The 24,324-nt window shown below is 71.6% G+C and carries 19 protein-coding genes and 1 pseudogene; 10 read left to right on the top strand and 10 right to left on the bottom strand.

Annotated features, from left to right (window positions below; all coding sequences use genetic code 11):
• Nucleotides 1-42 precede the first annotated feature (42 nt).
• Entirely contained in the window at nucleotides 43-975 is a 933-nt protein-coding gene (locus HUT18_RS11320; RefSeq protein WP_176100078.1) for a Bax inhibitor-1/YccA family protein, read from the top strand.
• 93 nt (nucleotides 976-1,068) lie between these two features.
• Here the strand turns inward: HUT18_RS11320 and HUT18_RS11315 are convergent, their stop codons facing one another.
• Nucleotides 1,069-1,299: a DUF4287 domain-containing protein gene (locus HUT18_RS11315; protein ID WP_176100076.1), complete on the bottom strand. Its 231-nt coding sequence runs from the start codon at nucleotides 1,297-1,299 to the stop codon at nucleotides 1,069-1,071.
• A gap of 202 nt (nucleotides 1,300-1,501) precedes the next feature.
• Between HUT18_RS11315 and HUT18_RS11310 the strand changes: the two genes are divergently transcribed.
• The gene (locus tag HUT18_RS11310; RefSeq protein ID WP_176100074.1) at nucleotides 1,502-1,813 is read left to right on the top strand and encodes a hypothetical protein; all 312 of its coding nucleotides are present in this window, start codon (nucleotides 1,502-1,504) and stop codon (nucleotides 1,811-1,813) included.
• Nucleotides 1,814-1,951: 138 nt separating this feature from the next.
• On the opposite strand, the gene HUT18_RS11305 is transcribed toward HUT18_RS11310, so the two are convergent.
• The 3 genes from HUT18_RS11305 to HUT18_RS11295 form a co-directional block, all read right to left on the bottom strand.
• The gene (locus HUT18_RS11305) at nucleotides 1,952-2,770 is read right to left on the bottom strand and encodes a hypothetical protein (protein ID WP_176100072.1); all 819 of its coding nucleotides are present in this window, start codon (nucleotides 2,768-2,770) and stop codon (nucleotides 1,952-1,954) included.
• A gap of 267 nt (nucleotides 2,771-3,037) precedes the next feature.
• Nucleotides 3,038-4,258, bottom strand: coding sequence for an acetyl-CoA C-acetyltransferase (locus tag HUT18_RS11300; protein ID WP_176100070.1), 1,221 nt, complete (start codon nucleotides 4,256-4,258; stop codon nucleotides 3,038-3,040).
• 308 nt (nucleotides 4,259-4,566) lie between these two features.
• A complete protein-coding gene (locus HUT18_RS11295; RefSeq protein WP_176100068.1) occupies nucleotides 4,567-5,766 on the bottom strand; it encodes an SGNH/GDSL hydrolase family protein in 1,200 nt (399 codons plus the stop codon).
• 248 nt (nucleotides 5,767-6,014) lie between these two features.
• Between HUT18_RS11295 and HUT18_RS11290 the strand changes: the two genes are divergently transcribed.
• Nucleotides 6,015-7,412 (top strand): cystathionine beta-synthase, encoded by a 1,398-nt coding sequence (locus HUT18_RS11290; protein WP_176100066.1) that lies wholly within the window; start codon nucleotides 6,015-6,017, stop codon nucleotides 7,410-7,412.
• A gap of 808 nt (nucleotides 7,413-8,220) precedes the next feature.
• On the opposite strand, the gene HUT18_RS11285 is transcribed toward HUT18_RS11290, so the two are convergent.
• A complete protein-coding gene (locus HUT18_RS11285) occupies nucleotides 8,221-9,405 on the bottom strand; it encodes a transposase (protein ID WP_254878531.1) in 1,185 nt (394 codons plus the stop codon).
• Nucleotides 9,406-9,556: 151 nt separating this feature from the next.
• Between HUT18_RS11285 and HUT18_RS11280 the strand changes: the two genes are divergently transcribed.
• Together HUT18_RS11280 and HUT18_RS11275 are read left to right on the top strand one after the other, a co-directional pair.
• Entirely contained in the window at nucleotides 9,557-10,111 is a 555-nt protein-coding gene (locus HUT18_RS11280; protein ID WP_176100064.1) for an NlpC/P60 family protein, read from the top strand.
• 303 nt (nucleotides 10,112-10,414) lie between these two features.
• Nucleotides 10,415-11,482 (top strand): chitinase, encoded by a 1,068-nt coding sequence (locus tag HUT18_RS11275; RefSeq protein ID WP_176100062.1) that lies wholly within the window; start codon nucleotides 10,415-10,417, stop codon nucleotides 11,480-11,482.
• A 170-nt stretch (nucleotides 11,483-11,652) separates the two neighbouring features.
• On the opposite strand, the gene HUT18_RS11270 is transcribed toward HUT18_RS11275, so the two are convergent.
• The 3 genes and pseudogenes from HUT18_RS11270 to HUT18_RS11260 all read right to left on the bottom strand — a co-directional run bounded on the left by HUT18_RS11270 (nucleotide 11,653) and on the right by HUT18_RS11260 (nucleotide 14,479).
• The gene (locus HUT18_RS11270) at nucleotides 11,653-12,753 is read right to left on the bottom strand and encodes an ABC transporter substrate-binding protein (protein WP_176104440.1); all 1,101 of its coding nucleotides are present in this window, start codon (nucleotides 12,751-12,753) and stop codon (nucleotides 11,653-11,655) included.
• A gap of 196 nt (nucleotides 12,754-12,949) precedes the next feature.
• Nucleotides 12,950-13,962, bottom strand: a pseudogene (locus HUT18_RS11265) (IS5 family transposase).
• Nucleotides 13,963-14,038: 76 nt separating this feature from the next.
• Nucleotides 14,039-14,479: a hypothetical protein gene (locus HUT18_RS11260; RefSeq protein WP_176100061.1), complete on the bottom strand. Its 441-nt coding sequence runs from the start codon at nucleotides 14,477-14,479 to the stop codon at nucleotides 14,039-14,041.
• Nucleotides 14,480-14,686: 207 nt separating this feature from the next.
• Between HUT18_RS11260 and HUT18_RS11255 the strand changes: the two genes are divergently transcribed.
• The gene (locus tag HUT18_RS11255) at nucleotides 14,687-15,550 is read left to right on the top strand and encodes a MurR/RpiR family transcriptional regulator (protein WP_176100059.1); all 864 of its coding nucleotides are present in this window, start codon (nucleotides 14,687-14,689) and stop codon (nucleotides 15,548-15,550) included.
• Between the two features lie 61 nt (nucleotides 15,551-15,611).
• Here the strand turns inward: HUT18_RS11255 and HUT18_RS11250 are convergent, their stop codons facing one another.
• The gene (locus HUT18_RS11250; RefSeq protein ID WP_176100057.1) at nucleotides 15,612-17,057 is read right to left on the bottom strand and encodes a diaminopimelate decarboxylase; all 1,446 of its coding nucleotides are present in this window, start codon (nucleotides 17,055-17,057) and stop codon (nucleotides 15,612-15,614) included.
• 170 nt (nucleotides 17,058-17,227) lie between these two features.
• On the opposite strand from HUT18_RS11250, the gene hutU reads away from it, so the two are divergent.
• The 4 genes from hutU to hutI all read left to right on the top strand — a co-directional run bounded on the left by hutU (nucleotide 17,228) and on the right by hutI (nucleotide 22,959).
• Entirely contained in the window at nucleotides 17,228-18,901 is a 1,674-nt protein-coding gene (hutU, locus tag HUT18_RS11245; protein ID WP_176100056.1) for a urocanate hydratase, read from the top strand.
• Nucleotides 18,902-18,963: 62 nt separating this feature from the next.
• The gene (locus HUT18_RS11240) at nucleotides 18,964-20,172 is read left to right on the top strand and encodes an allantoate amidohydrolase (RefSeq protein WP_176104438.1); all 1,209 of its coding nucleotides are present in this window, start codon (nucleotides 18,964-18,966) and stop codon (nucleotides 20,170-20,172) included.
• 86 nt (nucleotides 20,173-20,258) lie between these two features.
• Nucleotides 20,259-21,665, top strand: coding sequence for a formimidoylglutamate deiminase (locus HUT18_RS11235; RefSeq protein WP_254878981.1), 1,407 nt, complete (start codon nucleotides 20,259-20,261; stop codon nucleotides 21,663-21,665).
• A 124-nt stretch (nucleotides 21,666-21,789) separates the two neighbouring features.
• A complete protein-coding gene (gene hutI / locus HUT18_RS11230; protein ID WP_176100054.1) occupies nucleotides 21,790-22,959 on the top strand; it encodes an imidazolonepropionase in 1,170 nt (389 codons plus the stop codon).
• A gap of 260 nt (nucleotides 22,960-23,219) precedes the next feature.
• Here hutI and HUT18_RS11225 read toward each other — a convergent pair whose 3' ends face one another.
• Nucleotides 23,220-24,143 carry an RNA polymerase sigma factor SigF gene (locus tag HUT18_RS11225; protein WP_176100053.1) on the bottom strand — a complete coding sequence of 308 codons (924 nt, stop codon included), beginning with the start codon at nucleotides 24,141-24,143 and terminating at the stop codon, nucleotides 23,220-23,222.
• Nucleotides 24,144-24,324 lie beyond the last annotated feature (181 nt).

Here is a 24,324-nt window from a genome sequence, read left to right as displayed (position 1 = left end):
CTCTTGAGCCAAGGCCGTGCCGTGCGGCCATGGAGGAGTGACATGAGGAGCAGTAACCCGGTCTTCTCGCGACGGGGGTTCAGCCGCGACAACGGCCACGCGGGCTTCAACGCCGCGCCGCAGGCCGGGGGCCCCGCAGTCGCGACGCAGGGCAACCCCTACGCGGGCCAGCAGGCGGGTGGCAACCCGTACGCCGCCGCCCCGCAGCAGGCGCCCACCAACCCGTACGCGCAGAACCCGTACGCCCCGCAGGACCAGCAGTACGGCGCCCCGCAGGCGCCGGCCGCCCCCGGCCGCATGACGATGGACGACGTCATCATGCGGACCGCGAGCACGCTCGGTCTGCTTGTCGTCACCGCCGCGCTCGCCTGGGCGCTGCTTCCCGTGGACGACGCCAACATCAACCGTTCCTACGGCATCGCCATCGGCGCCGGACTGGTCGCGATGGTGCTCGCGCTGGTCCAGTCGTTCAAGCGCAAGGCCTCGCCCGCGCTGATCCTGACCTACGCCGCCCTGGAAGGCGTCTTCCTCGGCGTCGTCTCCAGCGTCGTCGACAACCGCATCGCCTCCGGCGCGGCCATGCAGGCCGTGATCGGCACGCTGTGCGTCTTCGGCGCGGTCCTGCTCGCCTACAAGGCGCGCTGGATCCGGGTCAACCGCCGCTTCTACGGCTTCGTGATGGCCGCCGCGGTCGCCTTCCTGCTCCTGATGGTCGTGAACCTGCTGTTCATGGCCTTCGGCGGCGGCGACGGCCTCGGCTTCCGCAGCGGTGCGCTCGGTGTCGTCTTCGGTGTGATCGGCATCCTCCTCGGTGCCGCCTTCCTCGCCCTGGACTTCAAGCAGGTCGAGGACGGCATCGCCTACGGCGCCCCGCGCGAGGAGTCCTGGATGGCGGCCTTCGGCCTCACCATGACCCTGGTGTGGATCTACATGGAGTTCCTCCGGATCATCGCCATCCTCCAGGGTGACGACTGACCCGGCGGCTTGACACAGTGAAGGGCCCGCGGCGCCTGCCGCGGGCCCTTCGTCGTCGTACGGGCGGGGTCTTGGGGTCTGTCCCAGGGCGGGTCAGCCGAACTTTCGGGCGGCCCGGCGCAGGTCGTACTCGTGGACGATCGCCTTGGCGTAGCCGTAGGACAGGCTGTGCTCCGTGCGGAGCCAGCTCACCTTGTCCTCGAAGCGGAGAAAGGCGGGGCCGTCCTCCACGGCCTTCATCCACTCGGACATCTCGCGTCCGGTGCACGCGGGGATCCGGGAGATCAGGTTGCGGTGGGTTTCCTCGGAGAAGAGCAGGGACATCGGCGCCTCCGGACGCGGTCGCTGTAGGTCCGTCCTTCACGTCACCGTGCCTGAGCGTTGGCCTGTTGGCAACAGTCCCGCACCGGCGCGCGGAGGTGCGGCCCCTTCGGTCTGCTTCGGCCCGCCCGGCGACCGGCGTGCGCGGCGCCCGTGGCGGCCCGCTCCGGGCGGCCCGTACGCCGGGGCCTTGTAGGGTCACGACGTGCTCGATACGACCCCACTCATGGACGCGGTGACCCGCTTCGCCGACCGGTTGCGGGCGGCCCCGCAGAGCAGGCTCCAGAAGGGCGCCGCCGCCGAGGGCCTGGCGCTGGCCCGGGAGCTGGCCACCAGGGCGCAGCGGATCGAGGAGCCGGGGCGTGAGCCGCGGCGGATGCCGGATGCCGGGATGTTCGCGGTGGCCGACCAGCTCGTCGTCGCCGGGCGCGACCTGGCCCTGGCACTGACCGATCGGGACGGCCTCGGACAGGCCGTGGACCTCGTGGAGCAGGCACACCGACGCGCCGGGGTGTGAGTACCCCGGCGCGTCGGCAGGTGCGTAATTCCCGGGCTCGCCCGGACGGGCTGCTCTCGGCCCGGACAGGCTCTGGGCCCTGGCAGGCTCTCGGCCCGGACAGGCTCTGGGGGCTCAGGCCCCCGGCAGGCGCTCGGCTCAGGCGGAGGCGATGACCCGGTCCGCGAGGACGTAGACGTTCTCCTCGCCGCAGGCGAAGGTCAGCGAGTACGCGCCGGAGACCCCGGAGCCGCCGAGCAGGACCGGCGCCTCACCGGCGACCAGGGCCGCGGCGAGCTGCTGTGCGGTCTCGCGGTGGCCGGGCGTCATGCACAGCGTGGTGCCGTCCGCGAAGACGTAGACGTCGAGGGTGCCGAGCGGGCCCGGGCGGACGTCGGCCAGCTCGATGCCCGCCTCGGCGAGCTCCTCAAGGGCGGCCACCGTGCGCTCGTGGTCGCCGTGCACCGGCGACTGGGCGGGCACGAAGTCCGGGTGCGAGGGGTGGCGGCGGCGGGCGGCGGCGAGTTCCGGCGAGTCACCGGCGTACTCGTGCGTGCCCGAGGCGGAGCCCTGGGCCCCCTCCTCGTACTCCACCGTCGCCTCGGCGAGGTGGTCCAGGCCCACGAAGTCGGACTGGCGCGGCAGGAACAGGTCGTCGGCGGGCAGGCCGAGCAGCGGCATGCTGTCGGAGGCGTCGCGCGCTTCCTGGGCGGCCCAGAAGGCACGCGCCTCGGCGAGTTCGCGCTCACGCTCCTCGGCCAGTGCCTCGGCGACCGCGGTGCGTATCTGCTCGGCGTCCGAGACCTGGCGGGCCTGCGGCACCCGGGCCGCCAGCTCGCTCAGCTCGGTGCCGCGCGCCAGTTCCTCGTGCAGCGCGGCGACCTGTTTGCGCAGGCCGCGCATGCTGTGCAGGGCAGCGGTGCCCACGGCCGTGGCGGCGGCGGTGGCGAGCACAAGAGCTATGGGGATGGCGCTCACTGAATGACTCCCGTATCAGTCGACCCCCGACTTCCTACAACAGCTTGAAGCCGTGGACGACCCACTGTCAGTGCGTTTGGTCACCAACTGGGCGGGCCTTTCGGCCCGAACAGTCCCCCGTAACGGTATGGCCTGCGAAAACCGGGCTCCCCCAGGCGCAGGTCACGTCCTGGGGGAGATTGGGTCACGGCCAGGCGGCGGGACTCCCGTGGGCCGCCCCGTCAGGGGGCGGCCCGGCGGGGCCCGCCGGACACGGCCCGCAGTCTGTCAGCTCAGACGCTCGATGACCATGGCCATGCCCTGACCACCGCCGACGCACATGGTCTCCAGACCGAACTGCTTGTCGTGGAACTGGAGGCTGTTGATCAGGGTGTTGGTGATCCGGGCGCCGGTCATGCCGAAGGGGTGGCCGACCGCGATCGAGCCGCCGTTGACGTTGACCTGGTCCAGGTCGAAGCCGAGCTCCTGGTAGGAGGGGATGACCTGGCCGGCGAAGGCCTCGTTGATCTCGACGAGGTCGATGTCCGAGGTGCTCAGACCGGCGCGCTTTAGGGCCTGACGGCTCGCCTCGACGGGGCCGAGGCCCATGATCTCGGGGGAGAGGCCGGTGACACCGGTGGAGACGATGCGGGCCAGCGGGGTCAGGCCCAGCTCGCGCGCCTTGGTGTCGCTCATGATCACCAGCGCGGCGGCACCGTCGTTCAGCGGGCAGGCGTTGCCCGGGGTGACCCGGCCGTCGGGGCGGAAGGACGGCTTGAGCGCGGAGACGCCCTCCAGGGTGACTCCGGCACGCGGGCCGTCGTCCTTGCTGACGACCGTGCCGTCGGGGGTGGTCACCGGGGTGATCTCGCGCTCCCAGAAGCCCTTGGCGATGGCGGCCTCGGCGAGGTTCTGCGAACGGACCGCGAACTCGTCCATCTGCGCGCGGGTGATGCCCTTGTGCAGGGCGAGGTTCTCCATGGTCTGGCCCATGGCGATGTACGCGTCCGGCACCACGCCGTCCTCGCGCGGGTCGTGCCACTCGCTCACGCCGCCCTCGGTGGCCTTGGCGGTACGGGCCTCGGCCTCGGCGAAGAACGGGTTGTGCGTACCCGGCATCTCGTCGGAGGTGCCGTACATGAAGCGGGAGACGGTCTCGACACCGGCGGAGATGAAGACGTCGCCCTCGCCCGCCTTGATGGCGTGCAGCGCCATCCGGCTGGTCTGCAGCGAGGAGGAGCAGTAGCGGGTGATGGTGCAGCCGGGCAGGTGGTCCATGCCCATCTTCACGGCCACGATGCGGCCGAGGTTGTGGCCCTGCTCGCCGCCCGGCAGACCACAGCCGAGCATCAGGTCGTCGATGTCCTTGGGGTCGAGCGCGGGGATCTTGTCCAGGGCGGTCTGGACGATGAAGGCGGCCAGGTCGTCCGCGCGCATGTCCTTGAGGGAGCCCTTGACGGCGCGGCCGATCGGGGTGCGGGCGGCAGAGACGATCACGGCTTCGGGCATCACGGCTCCAGAGTGTGTGCGGGCGGAACTGACCGGAAGGGCAGACGTCCAGCCGAAGTTACCCGTGCGTAGCACGTGGGTCACCGGTCCCGGGATGTGACACCTGCCGCATTTTTCTAAGCGCTTGCTCACCCCCAGCGTGCCACGCGAAGGCACTGAGTGCCAGGGGCGGGGTGGGTGGGCTACGGCACCTGCCCGACGTCCGACACCTCGCGCCGAGGCCGGGCGGCACCCCGCCCGCGTCCCGCACATCGCGGCGGGGCCGAGCGGCGGCCGGGCCGCCACCGCTCAGCCGCCGCCGGGTCCGCTCAGCCGCCGCCGGGTCCGCTTTCCTCCGTGACCGTCGCCCGGCGGTCCGGCCGGGCGTCCTCGCCCTTGCCGCCGTTCCGCCCGTTCGCGTTGCTCCCGCCGCTGCCGCTGCCGCTGCCGCCGCTGCCGTCGTTCCCGTCACCTGTCTCGTGCGCGTCCTGCTCGTCACCCGCGCCCGCGTCCCGCTCCGGTTCCGGTCCGGGGGAGTGGATACGGCGCCTACGGCGGCGCTTGAGCAGGGCCCAGGGGCCGCGCGGGCCGGTCGTGGTCACGGCCGCGACCTCCGTACCGCTCTCCGCCGCGGCCTCGGCGGCGGCGCGGGCCACCGGCAGGAAGCCCTCGCGGCGCGAGGTGTCCGGGCGCTCCCCCTCCGGCCACAGGCCGAGGACCGCGCAGACGGTCGGCAGCATCGCCATCGCCGCGGTGGCGTAGCCCTGAGCGGAGGGGTGGTAGCGGTCGGGCCCGAACAGGTCGCGGTTGGCGGCGAACTCCGGGCCGAGCAGATCGCCGAGCGAGACCGTACGTCCGCCCTGTTCGACCGTGCCGATGGTCTGCGCGGCGGCGAGCTGGCGCGACGCACGCCGGGCCAGCCAGCTCAGCGGCTGGTAGACGGGCTGGACGGTGCCGAGGTCGGGGCAGGTGCCGACGACCACCTCGCAGCCCGCCTCGCACAGCCCTCGTACCGTCTCGGACAGCGCGCGCACCGACTCGGTGAACGGCATCCGCCGTGTGACGTCGTTGGCCCCGATCATCACCACGCAGACGTCGGGTACCGGGCCGGGGTCGTCGAGCAGCACCTTGAGCTGGCGCCGCAGGTCGTCCGAGCAGGCGCCCGGCTGCGCCACGTTGCGCAGGTGGACAGGGCGTTCGGCCACCGCGGCGAGGCCGGAGGCGAGCAGTGCGCCCGGTGTCTCGCGGGCGAGCCGTACGCCCTGGCCCGCCGCCGTGGAGTCACCGAGCATCGCCAGCCGCAGCACCTCGTGCGGCGCGTGGTGGGCGGCGATGCCGTTGCCGTACAGGCCGTCGGCCGTCGGCGGGGGGTCGCCGCCGCCCGCGACGCTGTTGCCCACCTGACGCTTCGCCAGTTCCACCTCGGTCAGCACCACCCCGACGGCGGCCACCCCGAGGAGACCGATACCGCCCGAACCGTAGGCCGCTCCCGCGGCGATCCGTCGTGCCACCCTCGCTCTCGACGACATGTCCGGTCCTCACCTCCCGACTGCCCTGTTGACCGCGGAGCCGTATGACTGCGGAGCCGTATGGCTGCGGAGTCGTACAACGACTCCTTGCCCCGTCGGGCCGTCCGGTCAATCCCGGTTCGGGGGTGAACCGCACCCGCCGGGGCGGACCGGATGGCCGGTGGTGGCCGACAACGGCCGGGCGGGAAAGTTCACGGTTAGGCTGACGGTGTCCAGCCCAAATTTCTTGCGCAGCTCCGGAGACAACGGTGCAATTCCACGATTCGATGATCAGTCTCGTCGGCAACACCCCGCTGGTGAGGCTCAACAACGTGACCGCGGGAATCCAGGCGACCGTCCTGGCGAAGGTCGAGTACTTCAACCCGGGCGGGAGCGTGAAGGACCGCATCGCCCTGCGCATGATCGAGGCCGCCGAGCAGAGCGGCGCCCTCCAGCCGGGCGGCACCATCGTCGAGCCGACCAGCGGCAACACGGGTGTGGGCCTGGCCATCGTGGCCCAGCAGAAGGGGTACAAGTGCATCTTCGTGTGCCCCGACAAGGTCTCCACGGACAAGATCAACGTGCTGCGGGCGTACGGCGCCGAGGTCGTGGTCTGCCCGACCGCCGTCGACCCCGAGCACCCCGACTCGTACTACAACGTCTCCGACCGTCTGGTCCGTGAGACGCCGGGCGCCTGGAAGCCGGACCAGTACTCCAACCCCAACAACCCGCTCTCGCACTACCACTCCACGGGCCCCGAGCTGTGGGAGCAGACCGAGGGGAAGATCACCCACTTCGTGGCGGGTGTGGGCACCGGCGGCACCATCTCCGGCACCGGCCGCTACCTCAAGGACGCGAGCGAGGGCCGGGTCAAGGTCATCGGCGCCGACCCGGAGGGCTCCGTCTACTCCGGCGGCTCCGGCCGTCCGTACCTGGTGGAGGGCGTCGGCGAGGACTTCTGGCCGACCGCCTACGACCGGACCGTGGCGGACGAGATCGTCGCCGTCTCGGACAAGGACAGCTTCCAGATGACCCGCCGCCTGGCCAAGGAGGAGGGCCTGCTGGTCGGCGGCTCCTGCGGGATGGCCGTGGTGGGCGCGCTGGAGGTGGCACGGCGCCTCGGCCCCGACGACGTCGTGGTGGTGCTGCTGCCGGACAGCGGCCGCGGCTACCTCAGCAAGATCTTCAACGACGAGTGGATGGCGGACTACGGCTTCCTGGAGGACCTCGGCCCCTCCGCCCGGGTCGCCGACGTGCTGCGCGACAAGAGCGAGGGCATGCCCTCGCTGGTGCACATGCACCCGGAGGAGACCGTCGGCGAGGCCATCGAGGTGCTGCGCGAGTACGGCGTCTCGCAGATGCCGATCGTCAAGCCGGGCGCGGGCCACCCCGACGTGATGGCCGCCGAGGTCGTCGGCTCGGTCGTCGAACGCGAGCTGCTGGACGCCCTGTTCACCCAGCGCGCCTCGCTCGCCGACCCGCTGGAGAAGCACATGTCCCCGCCGCTGCCGCAGGTCGGCTCCGGCGAGCCGGTGGCCGACCTGATGTCCGTACTCGGCGAGGCGGACGCCGCGATCGTCCTCGTCGAGGGCAAGCCGACCGGTGTGGTCAGCCGCCAGGACCTGCTCGCCTTCCTCGCCAAGGGACAGCACCAGCAGGGTCGTTGACCAGGGCGGGCCTCGCCCCGCGCCGCTCGCGCGGCGCGTAGGGGCACCGCCCGGACCCCGACGCCATGTCTCCGCACGGCCGTCGTCCTACGCGCGTTCACCTGCGCGTCGTACGGCGGCCGTCGTCGGTTCCACGACTTCGCGGAAGTGGTACGAGCGCGTCACGTTCACGCAGCACCGGCTTAACACAGCTCCGGCAGATTGGTGGGCGTCGACAGGGGCAAGGGCACGAGTTCCGGCCGGGCGTTCAGCGCCCGTGGAACCGCCCCGAACCCTCGACACCGAAGAACGGCGCCATGGACCTCCGGAGCGGCTCCCGGACCTCCCTGGTCGCCCAGGACGCGAAGTGCCGGCCCTGACCCGGCCACGCGTCCCCGCGGGGACCGCCGTCGTCCCGCCCCTCCTAACAGGGGGGTGCGGCGGTCCCCGCCCACCTTTTTGCGCCTGAACCGGCGCCGCTTTCGCGGAGGTGGCTGAGGCCGGTGGGGGTTCCTCAATCGATGGCTTGGGTTGAGTGGGGTTATCGGGTCTGAAAGCAGCGGCCGACGTTCCCTCCTGCCCGCCCTGTCTGTCGAATGTCGGCCGATGGCCGAAACCCCTTCTTGACGTGTTCATGTCCGACCTGAACGCTGGTCGACACGCGTAGACAAGCGGCCGCCACCGGCCACCGCTTCGTCGGGGGGTGCGCCCAGGTTTCCTGTGCCCGGCCGACGGGGCTTCGTCGATTTCGCCCCCACGATACGAGGACGGACGTACCTCCTTGACTTCTCCCCTTCGCGAACGAAGGGGATTCTCCGACTCTGCGCCGCTACGCGGCGCTCCTTCGGAGCTTTCCTGCTTCGTCACCGACAGCCCGCACAGACACTGTCCATGCGGGACTTACACCGGCTCCACAGGCCGATACCGCCAGCCCGGCGGCCAAAAGCACGTTCGCGGCGTTCACGTCCCGGTCGTGCAGGGTGCCGCAGCCCTCGCACGTCCACTCCCGCACATCGAGCGGGAGGCGTTCGCGGATGAGTCCGCAGGCGGAGCAGGTGCGGGTGGAGGGGAGGAACCGGTCCACCACGACCAGTTCACGCCCGTACCAGGCGCATTTGTACTCCAACTGCTCCCGCAACTCCCGCCAGGCCGCGTCGCTGATGGCGCGTGCGAGGTGGTGGTTCTTGAGGAGGTTGCCGACCTTAAGGTCCTCGATCACGATCAGTTGGTTCTCCTGAACGAGCCGAGTGGTCAGCTTGTGGACGAAGTCCCGGCGCCGGTCCGTAATCCGGGCATGGACCCGCGCCACCTTCCGATTGGCTTTGGCGCGGTTCTTGGAACCCTTCTGTTTGCGGGCCGTCTGCCGCTGCGCCCACGCGAGCCGGTCACGGTCTTTCTTTTCGTGCTTGGGGTTGGTGACCTTCTCGCCGGTGGACAGGGTGACCAGGCTGGTCAGGCCCGCATCCACGCCCACCCGGCCGTCTGTCACCGGAAGCGGGGTGATGGGTGCTTCGACGAGGATGGACACGAACCAGCGTCCGGCTCGGTCCTGGGAAACGGTCACCGTCGAAGGCTGTGTGCCTTCGGGCAGGGGGCGCGACCAGCGGATGTCCAACGGCGCGTCCATTTTCGCCAGGGTCAGTTTTCCGTCGCGCCAGCGGAACGCGGAGCGCGTGTACTCCGCCGACGCCCGCGACTTCCTCTTCGACTTGAACCTCGGATAACCGGAACGCTTCGTGAAGAAGCCGGTGAATGCGGACTGCAAATGCCGCAACGTCTGCTGCAACGGCACCGACGACACCTCGGCCAGAAAGCCGAGCTCCTCGCTCTGCTTCCATCCGGTCAGCATGGCGGAAGTGTCCGCGTAGGAGACGCGCCGCTGGTCACGGGCCCAGGCCGTCGACCGGGCCTCCAGAGCGAGGTTGTAGACCTTGCGCACACAACCGAACGTCCGCGACAACTCAGCCGCCTGCGCCACGCTCGGGTAGAAGCGGTACTTGAACGCCCGCTTCACACAAGGAACTTCCACAACCGGGAACGCTAACAACAACCGACCCGGCAATGTGCCACTTCGCGGCAATATCTCCGCGCTCCTCCGGAGCACGCAAACAGCATGTGTTTCCTCCCCCGCCTGAAGACGGGGGTATCCACACAAGGGAGTTCAGATGAAACGAACCGCCCGCGCACTCCTTCCGCTCGCCCTGAGCGCCGCCTTCCTGGTCCCGCTCGCCGGTGCCGCCGAGGCCGCACCGGCGCCGGTGAAGACTCAACAGACCGTCACCAGCGGTGAGTTCACCACCGCCGCGTACAGCCGTGACACCACCATCAACCGCGCCAAGCGCTGGCTCACGGCCAACAACGGCGGCCGGGTCCCCTACAGTCAGACCAAGACCTGGGGCGGCTACCGCACCGACTGCTCCGGCTACGTGAGCATGGCGCTGTCCCTGCCGAAGCCCGGCCCGAACACGGTCGGCCTCGCCACCAGCACGTACACCCGCAAGATCGCGATGTCCTCGCTGCGCAAGGGCGACCTGATCATCGACGCCAACGGCACCTCCACCAGCCGCCACGTGGTCATCTTCGTCCGCTGGACGAGCAGCGCCCACAAGTCGTACTACGCCTACGAGCAGCGCGGCGGCTACGGCACCGACTACAGCATCCGCAGCTACGGCGTCGGCGCCGACCAGTACGACGCCTACCGGCCGAAGAAGTACGGCTGAGAAGAAGTACGGCTGAGAAGAAGTACGGCCGAGTCGATCAACCGAGGCTGGGGCGGGGGTAGTTGGGGCTGCTCGTGCCGTACCCGGTCGCCGAACGTGTGAGCCCGAAGGGCGGGCGGTCCTGTGGCCGGCCGCCCTCCGGGCTTTGTTTGCTCCGGGTTGCGCGTCGGGCCATTGTTGGGGCGTCCGGGCTTTGTTATGCGCCAGCTCATGACAGGTTCTTGACAACTCTATTGGTCTGGACCAACTATTCCCCCACGGTGGCCGCCGTCCCAACCCCCCATCTCCCACCGGAGGTTGCACATGCACCTCTCCACACACAGACGGACCCTGACCCGCACCTGCTTCGCAGTGGGCCTCGCCTGCGCCACCGCCGCCGCGGGCCTCGCGGTACTCGGTCCGGCCGGTGCCGGGTCGGCGCAGGCCGCCGGGACGCACCTCACCCGGCAAGCGCCGGGCGACAGTAAGGACGTACCGCAGCGCCTCGCCGTACCGAAGCACGCGGTGACCGGCTACTGGCAGAACTTCGACAACGGCGCGCAGGTGCAGAAGCTGCGCGAGGTGCCGCAGGAGTACGACATCATCGCGGTGTCGTTCGCGGACGCCACGGCCACGCCCGGCGAGGTCACCTTCCGGCTCGACCCGGCGGTCGGTTACCCCTCCGTCGACGAGTTCAAGGCGGACATCGCCGCCAAGCAGGCCGCGGGCAAGTCCGTGATCCTCTCCGTCGGCGGCGAGCGGGGCAACGTCACCATCAACAGCGACGCCTCCGCCGCGGCCTTCGCCGCCAGCGCCCACGCGTTGATGGGGGAGTACGGCTTCGACGGGATCGACATCGACCTGGAACACGGCGTCGACTCGACCTATCTGACCAAGGCGCTGCGCAGCCTCTCCCAGGCGGCCGGACCCTCGATGGTGCTCACGATGGCGCCGCAGACCCTCGACATGCAGAGCACCGGCACCGAGTACTTCAAGACCGCGCTGGCCGTGAAGGACATCCTCACGGTGGTCAACATGCAGTACTACAACAGCGGTTCGATGCTCGGCTGCGACGGCAAGGTCTACGCGCAGGGCTCGGTCGACTTCCTCACCGCGCTCGCCTGCATCCAGTTGGAAGGCGGCCTCGACCCCTCCCAGGTCGGCCTCGGCGTGCCCGCCTCTCCACGGGGCGCGGGCAGCGGTTACGTCGATCCGGGCATCGTCAACAACGCCCTGGACTGTCTGACCCGCGGCACCAACTGCGGCTCGTTCAAGCCCGTCAGGACCTACCCCGGCCTCCGGGGCGCGATGACCTGGTCCACCAACTGGGACGCGAGCGCCCAGAACGCCTGGTCGAACGCGGTCGGCCCGCACGTCCACGGCCTGCCGTAGGTTCCGGTGCGTGATCCGGCTCCGGCCGGACGAACGAACGATGCGGGGTCCGGTTCGTCCGTCAGGCCGGTCAGGTCCGTCAGGTCAGTCCGGGCCCCGTGTGCCGCGCCCCGCCTCGTACGTACGTCAGTTGTGGGCCGGTGGTGGGTGGGTCGTGAGTCGGCCGTACGTCAGCCGCTGTGCAGGACCCGGAAGCGGTCGAGGTCGGCCGGGTCCCGGTCGACGACCTGGACCGGTGCCCAGGCCCACTGCCAGAGGCCGAGGTCCGGCGTACGGGAGAAGCGGACCGTTCCGCGCGTACCCTCGACCGCCAACTCCGGCCATGACGCCGCGAGTTGTGCCCGGTCCGTGCCGTACGCACGCAGCGCCTCGGCGAGGACGGTGACGGTGTCCCAGCCCTCGAAGGCGACGAACGAGGGCGCCTCGCCGAGCCGTTCGCGGAGTTCCTTGCCGACGCGCGCGCCGAGCGGGCCGAGTTGCTCGGGGAGGTAGCGCAGGAACGGGATCCCGGCGCCGTCCTTGCCCAGCGCCTCGGCCCACCCGGCGAACTCGGGCTGTCCGGCGGGCGCGCCGATCAGGACCCGCGCCAGCCGTGGATCGCTCCGTACGGCCCTGACGAGCGGCACCGCGGGCTCCGGGTGGCCGACCAGCAACAGGAGTGCTGTCGCGCCCTGTTCGGCCAGCGCCTCGCACAGGGCCTCGGGGGTGAGTGCGTTCGCGTCGAGTTCGACGACGGTGCCGCCGTGGGGAGCGAGACGGTCCCGCAGGATGCGGGTGCCGGAGGCCCAGTACACGCTCGGCTGGGTCGCCACGGCGATGCGGGGCGCCCCCTCGGTGCCGGCGGCCGCTCCGAGCAGGAAGTCCGCGTAGATCCGCCAGCCGTGCGACTGGGCCGGGGCCACCCGCGCGACCCACTGGGTCGGTTCCTCCGTGAGCGAGTCGAGCACCGCGGACGAGCAGAGGAACGGCACCCCTAGGGCGTCGGCCCGGGCGGCCGCGGCCCGGGCGACGACGCTGTGGTACTCGCCCACGACGGCCGCCACCCCCAGACCGGCCAACTCCGCCACGGCCGCCGCGGCCCGCTCCGGATCGGCCGCGGTGTCCCGCACCACCAGCTCCAGCGGCCGGCCGCCGATCCCGCCCGCGTCGTTGACCTCGCGCACGGCCAGGTCGAGCCCGGCGAGCAGCTGCCGCCCCGCCTCCGCCCAGCCGGGCCGGGTCAGGGGGACGAGGGCGCCGAGGCGCAGGGGCAGTGCGGGCGGTGTGTTCATCGGGAGGGTGCTCACGTCGGCATTGGAACCAGCAACTCCGCCGGGCGGCAAGCGAATTAGGCGGATCGGCGAGTCAAGAGATCAGGTGAATCGAGTGAACCAAGTGAATCGAGCCGAGCAGGCGAATCATCCGCCCTCGCCCCTGCCCTCGCCCTTGCTCCCGCCCCCGCCCCCTAGGAGCTGTTTGGGGTTCGGATCATGTGGTGGAGGTGAGGAGTTTCAACCACATGATTGAGCCTCGCAGGTGGAGTCCGGCTTCGTAGTTCTGCGGGGCTTTGTCGTAGCGGGTGGCCAGACCGCGCCAGGTCTTGAGTTTCTGGAAGCAGCGCTCGACGGTGTTGCGCTGCTTGTAGCGCTCTGGGTCGAAGGTGACAGGCCGGCCACCGGCCGACCCCTTCTTCTTCCGGTTGGCCTGCTGGTCAGCCTTCTCAGGGATCACCGTGGTGATGTGCCGACGGCGCAGATAGGCCCGGTTCGCTTTCGACGAGTACGCCTTGTCCGCGGCCACCGACCGGGGGCGGGTGCGGGGCCTGCCCGCCGGTCCGGGCACCCGGATCTTGTTCAGGAGTGTCGGCAACTGCGGACAGTCCCCGGCCTGGCCGGCAGTGAGGACGAACGCCAGCGGCAGGCCCCGGGCATCGACAGCGGCGTGGATCTTGCTGCTTAACCCGCCGCGGGACCGGCCGAGTCCGGCCGCCTTGGCCCGGGCCCTGGTGCGGCGGCGTGCGCGAGCACGGTCCTGGCCCGGCGGCGTGTCCGCACCGGTCGCGGACGGGCGCGCACCACCCTCCACACCGGCGGCTGATCGTCCAGCGGAGCCCCCTTTTCCTCGGTCAGCGCCTGCTCCAGCGCATCCAGGGTCTCCCCGGCGACCGCCAGGCCCGCTGCTTCGTGGTGAGCCCGCACGATGGTGGAGTCCACGCTGACCAGCTCAAGCCCGACCTGCCCGCGCATGCTGGCCTCAGCGATGAGAGCTTCCATCAACACCTGGAACACCCCTGCTTTGGCCCAGGCATTGAAACGGGAGTAGACCGTGGACCAGGGGCCGTAGCGTTCTGGCACGTCACGCCAGCCCGACCCGGTGCGGAACCGCCACAACACCCCGTTGAACTGGTCCCGTACCCGACGCGGCAGCGGCCCGGAAGCGGCCACCGGCAGGTGTGGTTCCAGCAATGCCCACTCAGCATCCGTCACATCAAAACGTGCCACACGCCGCTTTCTACCAGCCCCGACCAGCACACCACCCGGCCTCACCAAGATCCGAACCCCGAACAGCTCCTAGTCCTCAGTCCTCCCAGTCCGAGTCCTGCCCCGACCGTCCGTCCCGGTCCTCGCGGCGGCGGCCGAAGCGGGGGAGGAAGCGGGCGGCGTGCACCAGGTTGACGCCGACGATGCCCGCCCAGGCGACGACGAGACCGGCGAGGCCCTCGTTGGCGACGCCGATCGCGGAGAGCGGGATGGCCAGGATCATCGACACCATGCCGAAGCCGAAGCGCTCGCCCCAGGAGTCGGTGGGCGGGGTCTGCGGGCGGGGGCCGCGGGCCACCACCATCTGCTGCTCGGCGAGCTGTCGCCGCACCCGGCGATCGACTGTGCTGTCCACTCGCTGCTCCACCTTCTCCAGGAAGGAGTCGACCAGCGCGGACTCGTACTCGTCGCCGAGTTCCCCGCGGGCCCGCAGGGTGGCGTCGAGTTCCTTCTTCAGATCGGCGTCGTGGGCGTCCATGAGGCCATACGGTACGGTCCGCGCGCGCCGTGGGCAGTGGGGGTAGCCCCCCTCTTCGCGGCCCTCCCTCTCCTGTCCCCGTACCGGGATCCGGACCCCGCTTGCCGCTCTGCATAAGTTCATGCAGAGTTCTGAGCACGTGAATACGGGTCCCGGTAGCGGGAGGCCGCGGGCGTGAGCGCGTGGGACCGGGCCGGGGAGGAAGGCATGAACGACAGTCCTGGCGCACGGCTCCAGCGGCTCTTCGAGGGGCACCGGCTCACGCCGACCCAGCGCCGCATCGCGCACTGCATGGTGCGCCGCGCCGCCGACGTGCCCTTCCTGTCCAGCGTGGAACTGGCCGAACTGGCCGGTGTCAGCCAGCCCTCGGTGACCCGGTTCGCGGTGGCCCTGGGCTTCGACGGCTACCCGGCGCTGCGCCGCAGCCTGCGCGAGATGGCCCCCGCGGAGAGCGCCGCCGCACTGAGCAGCGGTGCGGCCCCGGCCGGGGCGGCGCCCGGCAACGAGTACCAGCAGGCCGTACTCGCCGAGATCGAGAACCTGCGCCACCTCGCCGAGGCGCTCGCCGACCCGCGGCCGGTCGCCCGCGCGGGACGCCTGCTCGCCGCCTCCCGCCCGCTGCCGGTCCTCGGCCTGCGCGCCGCCGCCGCGCAGGCGTACGGCTTCGCCTACTTCGCCGCCAAGGTGCACCCCGACATCCGGCTGCTGCACGAGGGCGGCACCATGCTCCAGGACCGGATCGACGGCGCGGTACGGGCCGGGGCGAGCGCCCTGCTCTGCTTCGCGCTGCCCCGCCACCCGCGCGAGGTCGTGGACGCGCTCACGCACGCGCGCGCGGCGGGCCTGAAGGTGGTCACCGTCGCCGACAGCGCCTTCGCCCCGGTCGCCAAGGTCAGCGACCTGCTCCTGCCCGCCGCCGTCGGCACCGGCCTCGCCTTCGACACCGCCTGCGCCCCCATGCTCCTCGGCCGCGCCCTCCTGGAAGCGATGTGCGACGACCTGCCGGAGGCGCAGTCGCGGCTGGAGGAGTTCGATGTGGGGGCGGCTGAGCGGGGGTTGTTCGTGGAGTGAGGGCGGCCGGCGTTGTCCCTCGTTGGGGTTCCCCCCTCCGTGAAGGGCGAGCACCGCCAGCTCAGAACCCCACCAACGCCCCCCGCAACCCCCCACCACTCTCCGCCACCACTTCCGCGAGCCCCTGCTGCTCCCGCACCACCGCGAACCGCACCTCGTCGGCCCCCTCGGCGGACGGGTCGCCCTCCGCCACGAAGCCGTAAATGGGCGGCCGTACAAGGGAGTTGTACGCGTAGTGATGGGCGAAGTAGTACGCGCCGGTGTCCAGGGCCGCCGTGTGGTCGCCGGGTTCGAGGAGGGGGAGGGCGCGGTCGCGGGCGAGGAGGTCGCCGGCGAAGCAGGCGGGGCCCGCGACGTCCTGGGCGACGGCAGGGCCCGATTTGGGGCGGCCCTCGGCGTCGTACGCGGCGATACGCAGGGGCCAGGACTCGGGGGCGTACACCGTGCGGGCGGCGATCTGGGCACCGGCGTGGGTGACCGCGATGGGGCGGCCGCCCGCGGTCTTGGTGTACTCGACGCGGGCGAGCGCGGTGCCGTGCTTGGCGAGCAGGGCGCGGCCGAACTCGGTCACCAGGCCGTAGCCGCCGCCGAACAGCACGGGGACCTCGCGGCGCAGCAGGCGTGCGTACGCGGCGAAGTCCGGGGTGCGGTCGTCGGAGTGGAAGTTGACCGGCAGGCCGCCGCCGATGTCGAGGGTGTCGATCTGACGGCGCCCCGCCTTGTGGTTGATCTCCTCGGCGAGCGCGACGGTCTCGGTGAGCCCGGCGGCGAGCAGGTCGAGCGGGATGCCCTGGGAGCCGGTGTGCGTGTGCAGCCGGGTCAGCCAGGGGCGGTCCAGGAAGGCGCGCACCAGCCAGTCGCGGGCGCCCTCGTCGCGCAGCGCGACACCGAACTTCGACGTGGCGGTGGCCGTGGACAGTGCCTCGATGCTGCCGCCGCCGACCTGCGGGTTGATCCGGATGCCCAGCCGCGGGGGCGCGGCGGCCGGGTCCCGCTCGGTCAACAGGGCGTCCAGACGGGCGAGTTCCTGCGGGTTGTCGGCGTTCACCGCGATGCCCAGGTCCAGCGCCTCGCGCAGTTCCGCGGTCGTCTTGGCGGGGGAGTCGAGCACGGTCAGTTCCGGCTCGATCCCGGCCGTGCGGGCGAGCGCGAGTTCGCCCGGGCTCGCCACCTCGGCGCCGATGTTCTCCGCCCGCAGCAGTTCGAGCACCGGTACCAGCGGGGCCGCCTTCACCGCGAAGGCGTGCAGGACGGGGGTGCCGGGGGCGGTGGCCTCGGCGAAGGCGGCGTGCAGGGCGCGGGCGTCCTCACGGATTCCGGTGACGTCGAGCAGTCCGGCCACCGGCGCGTGCGCGCCGATCAGGCCCTGGGCCACCGCGGCCCGCACCGCCCGCTCGCGCCGGAGGGTCAGCGGCAGCCGCCCCGGTCCGCCCAGGTCCGCCGCGTCCGCGGAGTTCGCCGCGTCCGTCGCGTGTGCCGTATCCCGTACATCCGCGCTGTCGGTCATGCCGCCAGCCAACCACGTACGGGTGCGGGCGTCCCGGCGGATGGTGAGAGTCCGTACGGGGAAGGGCGCGCGCGAATGTTGCGCAGGCCGCCCCCGACGCCGTATTGACTAACTCTATTCATCCGATCAGGATGTGAATAACCGATCAAACAATCCGCGAGGAGGCAGCCATGTCAGGACCTGGGCCCGTACGAGCGCCGCGTGGTACGGAACTGAGCACCCTGGGATGGCAGCAGGAAGCGGCCCTGCGGATGCTGCAGAACAACCTCGACCCCGAGGTGGCCGAGCACCCGGACAAGCTCGTCGTCTACGGCGGCACCGGCAAGGCCGCCCGCGACTGGCGCTCCTTCGACGCGATGGTGCGCACCCTGAAGACCCTGAAGCAGGACGAGACCATGCTGGTCCAGTCGGGGCGCCCGGTCGGTGTGATGCAGACCCACGAGTGGGCGCCGCGCGTGCTGCTCGCCAACTCCAACCTGGTCGGCGACTGGGCGAACTGGGAGGAGTTCCGGCGCCTCGAACAGCTCGGCCTGACCATGTACGGCCAGATGACCGCCGGTTCCTGGATCTACATCGGCACCCAGGGCATCCTCCAGGGCACCTACGAGACCTTCGCCGCCGTCGCCGCGAAGAAGTTCGGCGGCACGCTCGCCGGGACCATCACGCTGACCGCCGGACTCGGCGGCATGGGCGGCGCCCAGCCGCTCGCCGTGACCATGAACGACGGCGTCGCGATCTGTATCGACTGCGACCCGCGCGCCATCGAGCGCCGGATCGAGCACCGCTACCTCGATGTGAGGGCCGACTCCCTGGAGCACGCCCTCCAGCTCGCCACCGAGGCCCGCGACGCCCGCCGCCCGCTCTCCATCGGCCTGCTCGGCAACGCCGCCGAACTCCTGCCGCGGATGCTCGCCGAGGGCGCGCCCGTCGACATCGTCACCGACCAGACCAGCGCCCACGACCCGCTGGCCTACCTGCCGCTCGGCATCGCCTTCGAGGACATGGCCGCCTACGCCGCCGAGAAGCCCGCCGACTTCACCACCCGCGCGCGGGAGTCGATGGCCAAGCACGTCGAGGCCATGGTCGGCTTCATGGACGCCGGTGCCGAGGTCTTCGACTACGGCAACTCCATCCGCGGCGAGGCCAAACTCCACGGCTACGAGCGGGCGTTCGCCTTCCCCGGCTTCGTACCGGCCTATATCCGCCCGCTGTTCTGCGAGGGCAAGGGCCCCTTCCGGTGGGCCGCGCTGTCCGGCGACCCGAAGGACATCGCCGCCACCGACAAGGCGATCCTCGACCTGTTCCCGGAGAACGAGTCGCTGGCCCGCTGGATCAAGATGGCCGGGGAGCGTGTCCACTTCCAGGGCCTGCCCGCCCGGATCTGCTGGCTCGGCTACGGCGAGCGCGACCGCGCCGGTGAGCGCTTCAACGACATGGTGGCCAGTGGCGAGCTCCAGGCCCCGCTCGCCATCGGCCGCGACCACCTGGACTGCGGCTCGGTGGCCTCCCCGTACCGCGAGACCGAGGCCATGCTCGACGGCTCCGACGCGATCGCCGACTGGCCGCTGCTCAACGCCATGGTCAACGTCGCCTCGGGCGCCTCCTGGGTCTCCCTGCACCACGGCGGCGGCGTCGGCATGGGCCGCTCGATCCACGCGGGCCAGGTCTCCGTCGCCGACGGCACCAAGCTGGCGGGCGAGAAGCTGCGCCGGGTGCTCACCAACGACCCGGGCATGGGCGTGATCCGGCACGTCGACGCCGGTTACGAGGGCGCCGAGACGGTCGCCGAGGCCAAGGACGTCCGTATCCCGATGAAGGAATCCGAGCCGAAGGAATCCGCGTGACGGAGTCCACCGTGCCTGCCGCGACCCCGGCGTCCGCCGGCGACCCGCCCTCCTTCCACGCGATGTGGAAGGAGCTGGCGGCCATCGGCAGGAACGCCGACAGCGGCGGCTACCGGCGCTACGCCTGGACGCCCGCCGACGCCGAGTGCCGCGACTGGTTCACCGCCCAGGCCACCGCCCGTGGCCTGGCCTGCGAGCTGGACCGCAACGGCAACCAGTGGGCCTGGCTGGGCGATCCGGCCGCGGGCGACGCCGTCGTCACCGGCTCGCACCTGGACTCGGTGCCCGACGGCGGTGCCTTCGACGGGCCGCTCGGCGTGGTCTCCTCCTTCGCCGCCCTGGACGAACTGCGCCGCAGGGGAGCGCGGTTCACCAGGCCGGTGGCGATCGTCAACTTCGGCGACGAGGAGGGGGCCCGCTTCGGGCTCGCCTGCGTGGGCTCCCGGCTGAGCGCCGGGCGCCTGACCCGCGAGCAGGCCTTCGCCCTCACCGACGGCGAGGGCATCACCCTGCCGCGGGCCATGGAGAGCGCCGGGTACGACCCGGACGCGATCGGCGCCGACCCCGAACGCCTCGCCCGTATCGGCGCGTTCGTGGAACTGCACATCGAGCAGGGCCGCGCGCTCGCCCTGCCCGGCGAGAACGCCGCCCAGGTGGGCCTGGCCTCCGCGATCTGGCCGCACGGCCGCTGGCGCTTCGACTTCCGGGGCGAGGCCAACCACGCCGGTACGACCCGGCTCGCCGACCGCCGCGACCCGATGCTGCCGTATGCGGAGACAGTGCTCGCCGCCCGCCGCGAGGCCGAACTCGCGGGCGCCGTCGCCACGTTCGGCAAGATCGCGGTCGAACCGAACGGCGTGAACGCCATCCCCTCCCTGGTCCGCGGCTGGCTCGACTCGCGCGCCGCCGACCAGCGGGACCTGGACACCGTGGTCGACGCGGTACGGCGCTCGGCCGAGGAGTACGCCGCCCGGCACGGCGTGGAACTCGACGTGGTGCGCGAATCCTTCACGCCCGTCGTCGAGTTCGGCGACGCGCTGCGCGACGAGCTCACCCGCATCCTGGGCACCGACGGTGGCCGGGTGCCGGTGCTCGGCACCGGCGCGGGACACGACGCCGGAATCCTGTCCGAGTCCCTCCCCACCGCCATGCTGTTCGTCCGCAACCCGACCGGCGTCTCGCACTCCCCGGCCGAGTTCGCCGAGGAGGACGACTGCGTGGCCGGGGTGATGGCCCTGGCCGACGTACTGAAAGGTCTCGCGTGCACCTGAGCGAACAGGCACCCGACCCGCGCAACTCCCTTGACCCGTACGGCAGTCGGGCCGCAGATCCGGGCCCGCCGGAAGCGGTCTACTGGCTGGAGCACGCCTGGCTCGGCAGCCATGTCGAACCGGATGTCGTCGTGGAGGTGCGCGCCGGACGGATCTCGGCGGTGCGCACCTCGGTGCCGACGCCGCCGCCCGGCGCGGTGGTGCTGCGCGGGCTGACCCTGCCGGGCCTGGCCAACGCGCACTCGCACGCCTTCCACCGCGCGCTGCGCGGCACCGTCCAGGTCGGCAGCGGCACCTTCTGGACCTGGCGCGAGACCATGTACGGGGTGGCCGAACGGCTCACCCCCGACACGTACTTCCGGCTCGCGCGCGCCGTCTACGCGGAGATGGCGCTCGCCGGGATCACCGCGGTCGGCGAGTTCCACTACCTGCACCACGCGCCCGGCGGTGCCCGCTACAACGACCCCAACGCCATGGGCGAGGCACTGATCGCCGCCGCCCGTGAGGCGGGCATCCGCCTCACCCTCCTCGACACCGCCTACGTCGCGGCCGGTTTCGGCGAGTCCCCGAACCGGCACCAACTGCGCTTCAGCGACGGGGACACCGAGGCCTGGGCGGCCCGCGCCACGGACCTCGCGGACCGCGCGAGCGGGCCCGGTGGTGCCGTGCGCGCGCCGGGCGGCTCTCCGCTCGTGCCGGGCGGCTCCGTGCGCGGACCGGACGAGGCCGCCGACGTCCTGGTCGGTGCGGCCGTGCACTCCGTACGGGCCGTCCCCGCCGCCCAGTTGGCGACCGTGGCCGAGTGGGCGCGCGAGCGCGCCGTACCGCTGCACGTCCATCTCTCCGAGCAGACCGCCGAGAACGAGGCGTGCCTGGCCGCGCACGGCCGCACGCCCACCCGGCTGCTCGCCGACCACGGCGTGCTCGGCCCGGACACCACCGGCGTCCACAACACCCATCTCACCGACGAGGACATCGCCCTGCTCGGCGGCTCGGGCACCGGCACCTGCATGTGCCCGACCACCGAACGCGACCTCGCCGACGGCATCGGCCCCGCCCCCCGGCTCCAGTCCGCGGGCAGCCCGCTCTCGCTGGGCAGCGACAGCCACGCCGTCATCGACCTCTTCGAGGAGGCGCGGGCGATGGAACTCGACGAACGCCTGCGCACCCGCACCCGCGGCCACTGGACCGCCGCCGCCCTGCTGCGCGCCGCGAGCCACAGCGGCCACACCGCCCTCGGCCGCCCCGACGCGGGCACCCTGGAGCGCGGCGCCCTCGCCGACCTGACCACGATCGCCCTCGACAGCGTCCGCACCGCGGGCACGATCCCCCGCCTCGGCGCGGAAACCGCCGTCTTCGCGGCCACCGCCGCCGACGTACGCCATGTCGTGGTGGGCGGCCGCCCTCTCGTACGGGACGGTCGGCACACCCAAGTCCCGGACGTACCAAGGGCGTTGGCGGAGGCCATCGGGGCGCTGCGGGACAGCTCGTAGGCGTCCCGTCCGGCGCCGCACACGCAACGACGCCGGGAACCCGGTCGCGAACGCCAGGAACCCGGTCGCGAAGCCAGGAACGCCAGGAACGCCGCCACCATCGGCAGAAAGACAGAGGCACTCGATGAGCACCACCGTCCTGACCGGCATCGGCAGCCTGGTCACCAACGACCCGGGGCTCGGCGAGGGCCCGCTCGGTCTGCTGACCGACGCGGCGCTCGTGCTCGACGGCGACCGCGTCGCCTGGGCGGGCCCGGCCGCGAAGGCGCCCGCGGCGGACACGGCCGAGGACCTCGGCGGACGTGCCGTGATCCCCGGCTTCGTGGACTCGCACTCGCACCTGGTCTTCGCGGGCGACCGCACCGCGGAGTTCAACGCCCGTATGTCCGGACGGAGTTACTCGGCAGGCGGCATCCGCACCACGGTCGCCGCCACCCGCGCGGCCAGCGACGAGGAACTCGCCGCGAACCTCGCCCGGCACCTGCGCGAGGCGCTGCGCCAGGGCACCACGACCTTCGAGACGAAGTCCGGCTACGGCCTGAGCGTCGAGCACGAGGAACGCGCCCTGCGCATCGCCGCCGCCCAGACCGACGAGGTCACCTATCTCGGCGCGCACATCGTCGCCCCCGAGTACGACGACGACCCGGCGGGCTATGTCGACCTGGTCACCGGCGAGATGCTGAACGCCTGTGCCCCGCACGCCCGTTGGGTCGACGTCTTCTGCGAGCGGGGCGCCTTCGACGGCGACCAGGCCCGCGCGATCCTCACCGCGGGCATCGCCAAGGGCCTGGTGCCCCGCGTCCACGCCAACCAGCTCGGCTACGGCCCCGGCGTCCAGCTCGCCGTCGAACTCGGCGCCGCCAGCGCCGACCACTGCACCCACCTCACGGACGCGGACGTCGACGCCCTGGCCCACAGCAACACGGTGGCCACCCTGCTGCCCGGCGCCGAGTTCTCCACCCGCGCCGAGTGGCCCGACGCCCGCCGCCTGCTCGACGCGGGTGCCACGGTCGCCCTGTCCACGGACTGCAACCCCGGTTCCTCGTACACCTCGTCGGTGCCGTTCTGCCTGGCCCTCGCCGTGCGCGACATGGGCATGACCCCGGACGAGGCCCTCTGGTCCGCCACCGCGGGCGGCGCCGCGGCCCTGCGCCGCACCGACGTCGGCCGCCTCACCCCCGGCACCCGGGCCGACCTCACCGTCCTGGACGCCCCGAGCCATGTCCACCTGGTGTACCGGCCGGGGGTTCCGTTGGTGGGGGAGGTGTGGCGGGAGGGGGTGCGGGTCTTCTGAGCAGGGTCCCGCGCGCGCCCGCCGCCGTGACGCGGCTCGGCGAGAGGAGCTGCTGCGGGTTCACAAACGGATGACCGGGGGCCGCCTCCCAAGAGGCGACCCCCGGTCATCCGTTGTGCACATGCCGACCGCCGACCCCGGCGGCCGAGGTACTGCCCGGTGGAACCCCGCCCCCGTTCGGGGAGCGAGATTCCGCGGGGCAGGTCGTCGGCCGCCGTTCGGTCAGTGCGTCGTCGTCATGTCTCTTGCCGTGCCCGCTGTCATTCCTCGACCGTGAGCCCCTTGCGCAGCCTGCCCAGCGTGCGGGTCAGGAGGCGGGAGACGTGCATCTGGGAGATGCCGAGTTCCTCGCCGATCTCCGACTGCGTCATATTGGCGACGAAGCGCAGCGAGAGGATCTTGCGGTCGCGCGGCGGGAGTTCGGCGATCAGGGGCTTGAGGGACTCGATGTACTCGATGCCCTCCAGGCCGTGGTCCTCGTAGCCGATCCGGTCCGCGAGCGCGCCCTCGGAGTCGTCCTCCTCGGGCTGGGCGTCCAGGGAGCTGGCCGTATAGGCATTGCTGGCCGCCATGCCCTCGATGACCTCGTCCCGGCTCAGGTCCAGGCGCTCGGCGAGTTCCGCCACGGTGGGCGCGCGGTCGAGCTTCTGCGCCAGTTCGTCGCCCGCCTTGGCCAGGTCCAGACGCAGCTCCTGGAGCCGCCGCGGGACCCGTACGGACCAACTGGTGTCGCGGAAGAAGCGCTTGATCTCGCCGACGATGGTCGGCATCGCGAAGGTCGGGAACTCGACGCCGCGGCTGAGCTCGAAGCGGTCGATCGCCTTGATCAGGCCGATGGTGCCGACCTGGATGATGTCCTCCATCGGCTCGCTGCGGGAGCGGAACCGGGAGGCGGCGAACTTGACCAGGGCCAGGTTGAGTTCGACCAGTGTGTTGCGTACGTACGCGTATTCGTGCGTGCCTTCTTCGAGCGAACCGAGGCGGTCGAAGAGGGTCTTGGACAGAGCCCGCGCGTCCGTCGGTCCCACCTCGTCGTACGGCGGGATCTCGGGGAGGTCGAGGTCTTCGAGGGCCTCTGCGGGCCCGAAGGTCTCGGCGCGGAGTTCCGGCGGGGGTGCCGACGTCGCCTTGTCGGTGTGCGATTCGTCGAGCCGGGGGGCCGGTGACATCGGGATGTCCTCCATGATTCTCGGCATATGGCTGCCGGTGCCAGTGCGTGCGGTGCGGTTTGCGGCGCCTCCGAGCCGGCCGTGTCGGTCATGTGTCCCTACTAGCCCTACCCGTTTTTCGGCGGGTCTTGCAAGTGCGTTTAGCTGTCAAATGTCCGTTTTGCTCAGGTTGTTCGGGTGTTGGAAGGCCGACAAG

The sequence above is a fragment of the Streptomyces sp. NA04227 genome, assembly GCF_013364195.1.
GTDB lineage: Bacteria > Actinomycetota > Actinomycetes > Streptomycetales > Streptomycetaceae > Streptomyces.
The sequence above is the reverse complement of the archived record's forward strand: the minus strand, read 5'-3'. Positions and strand labels throughout refer to the sequence as shown.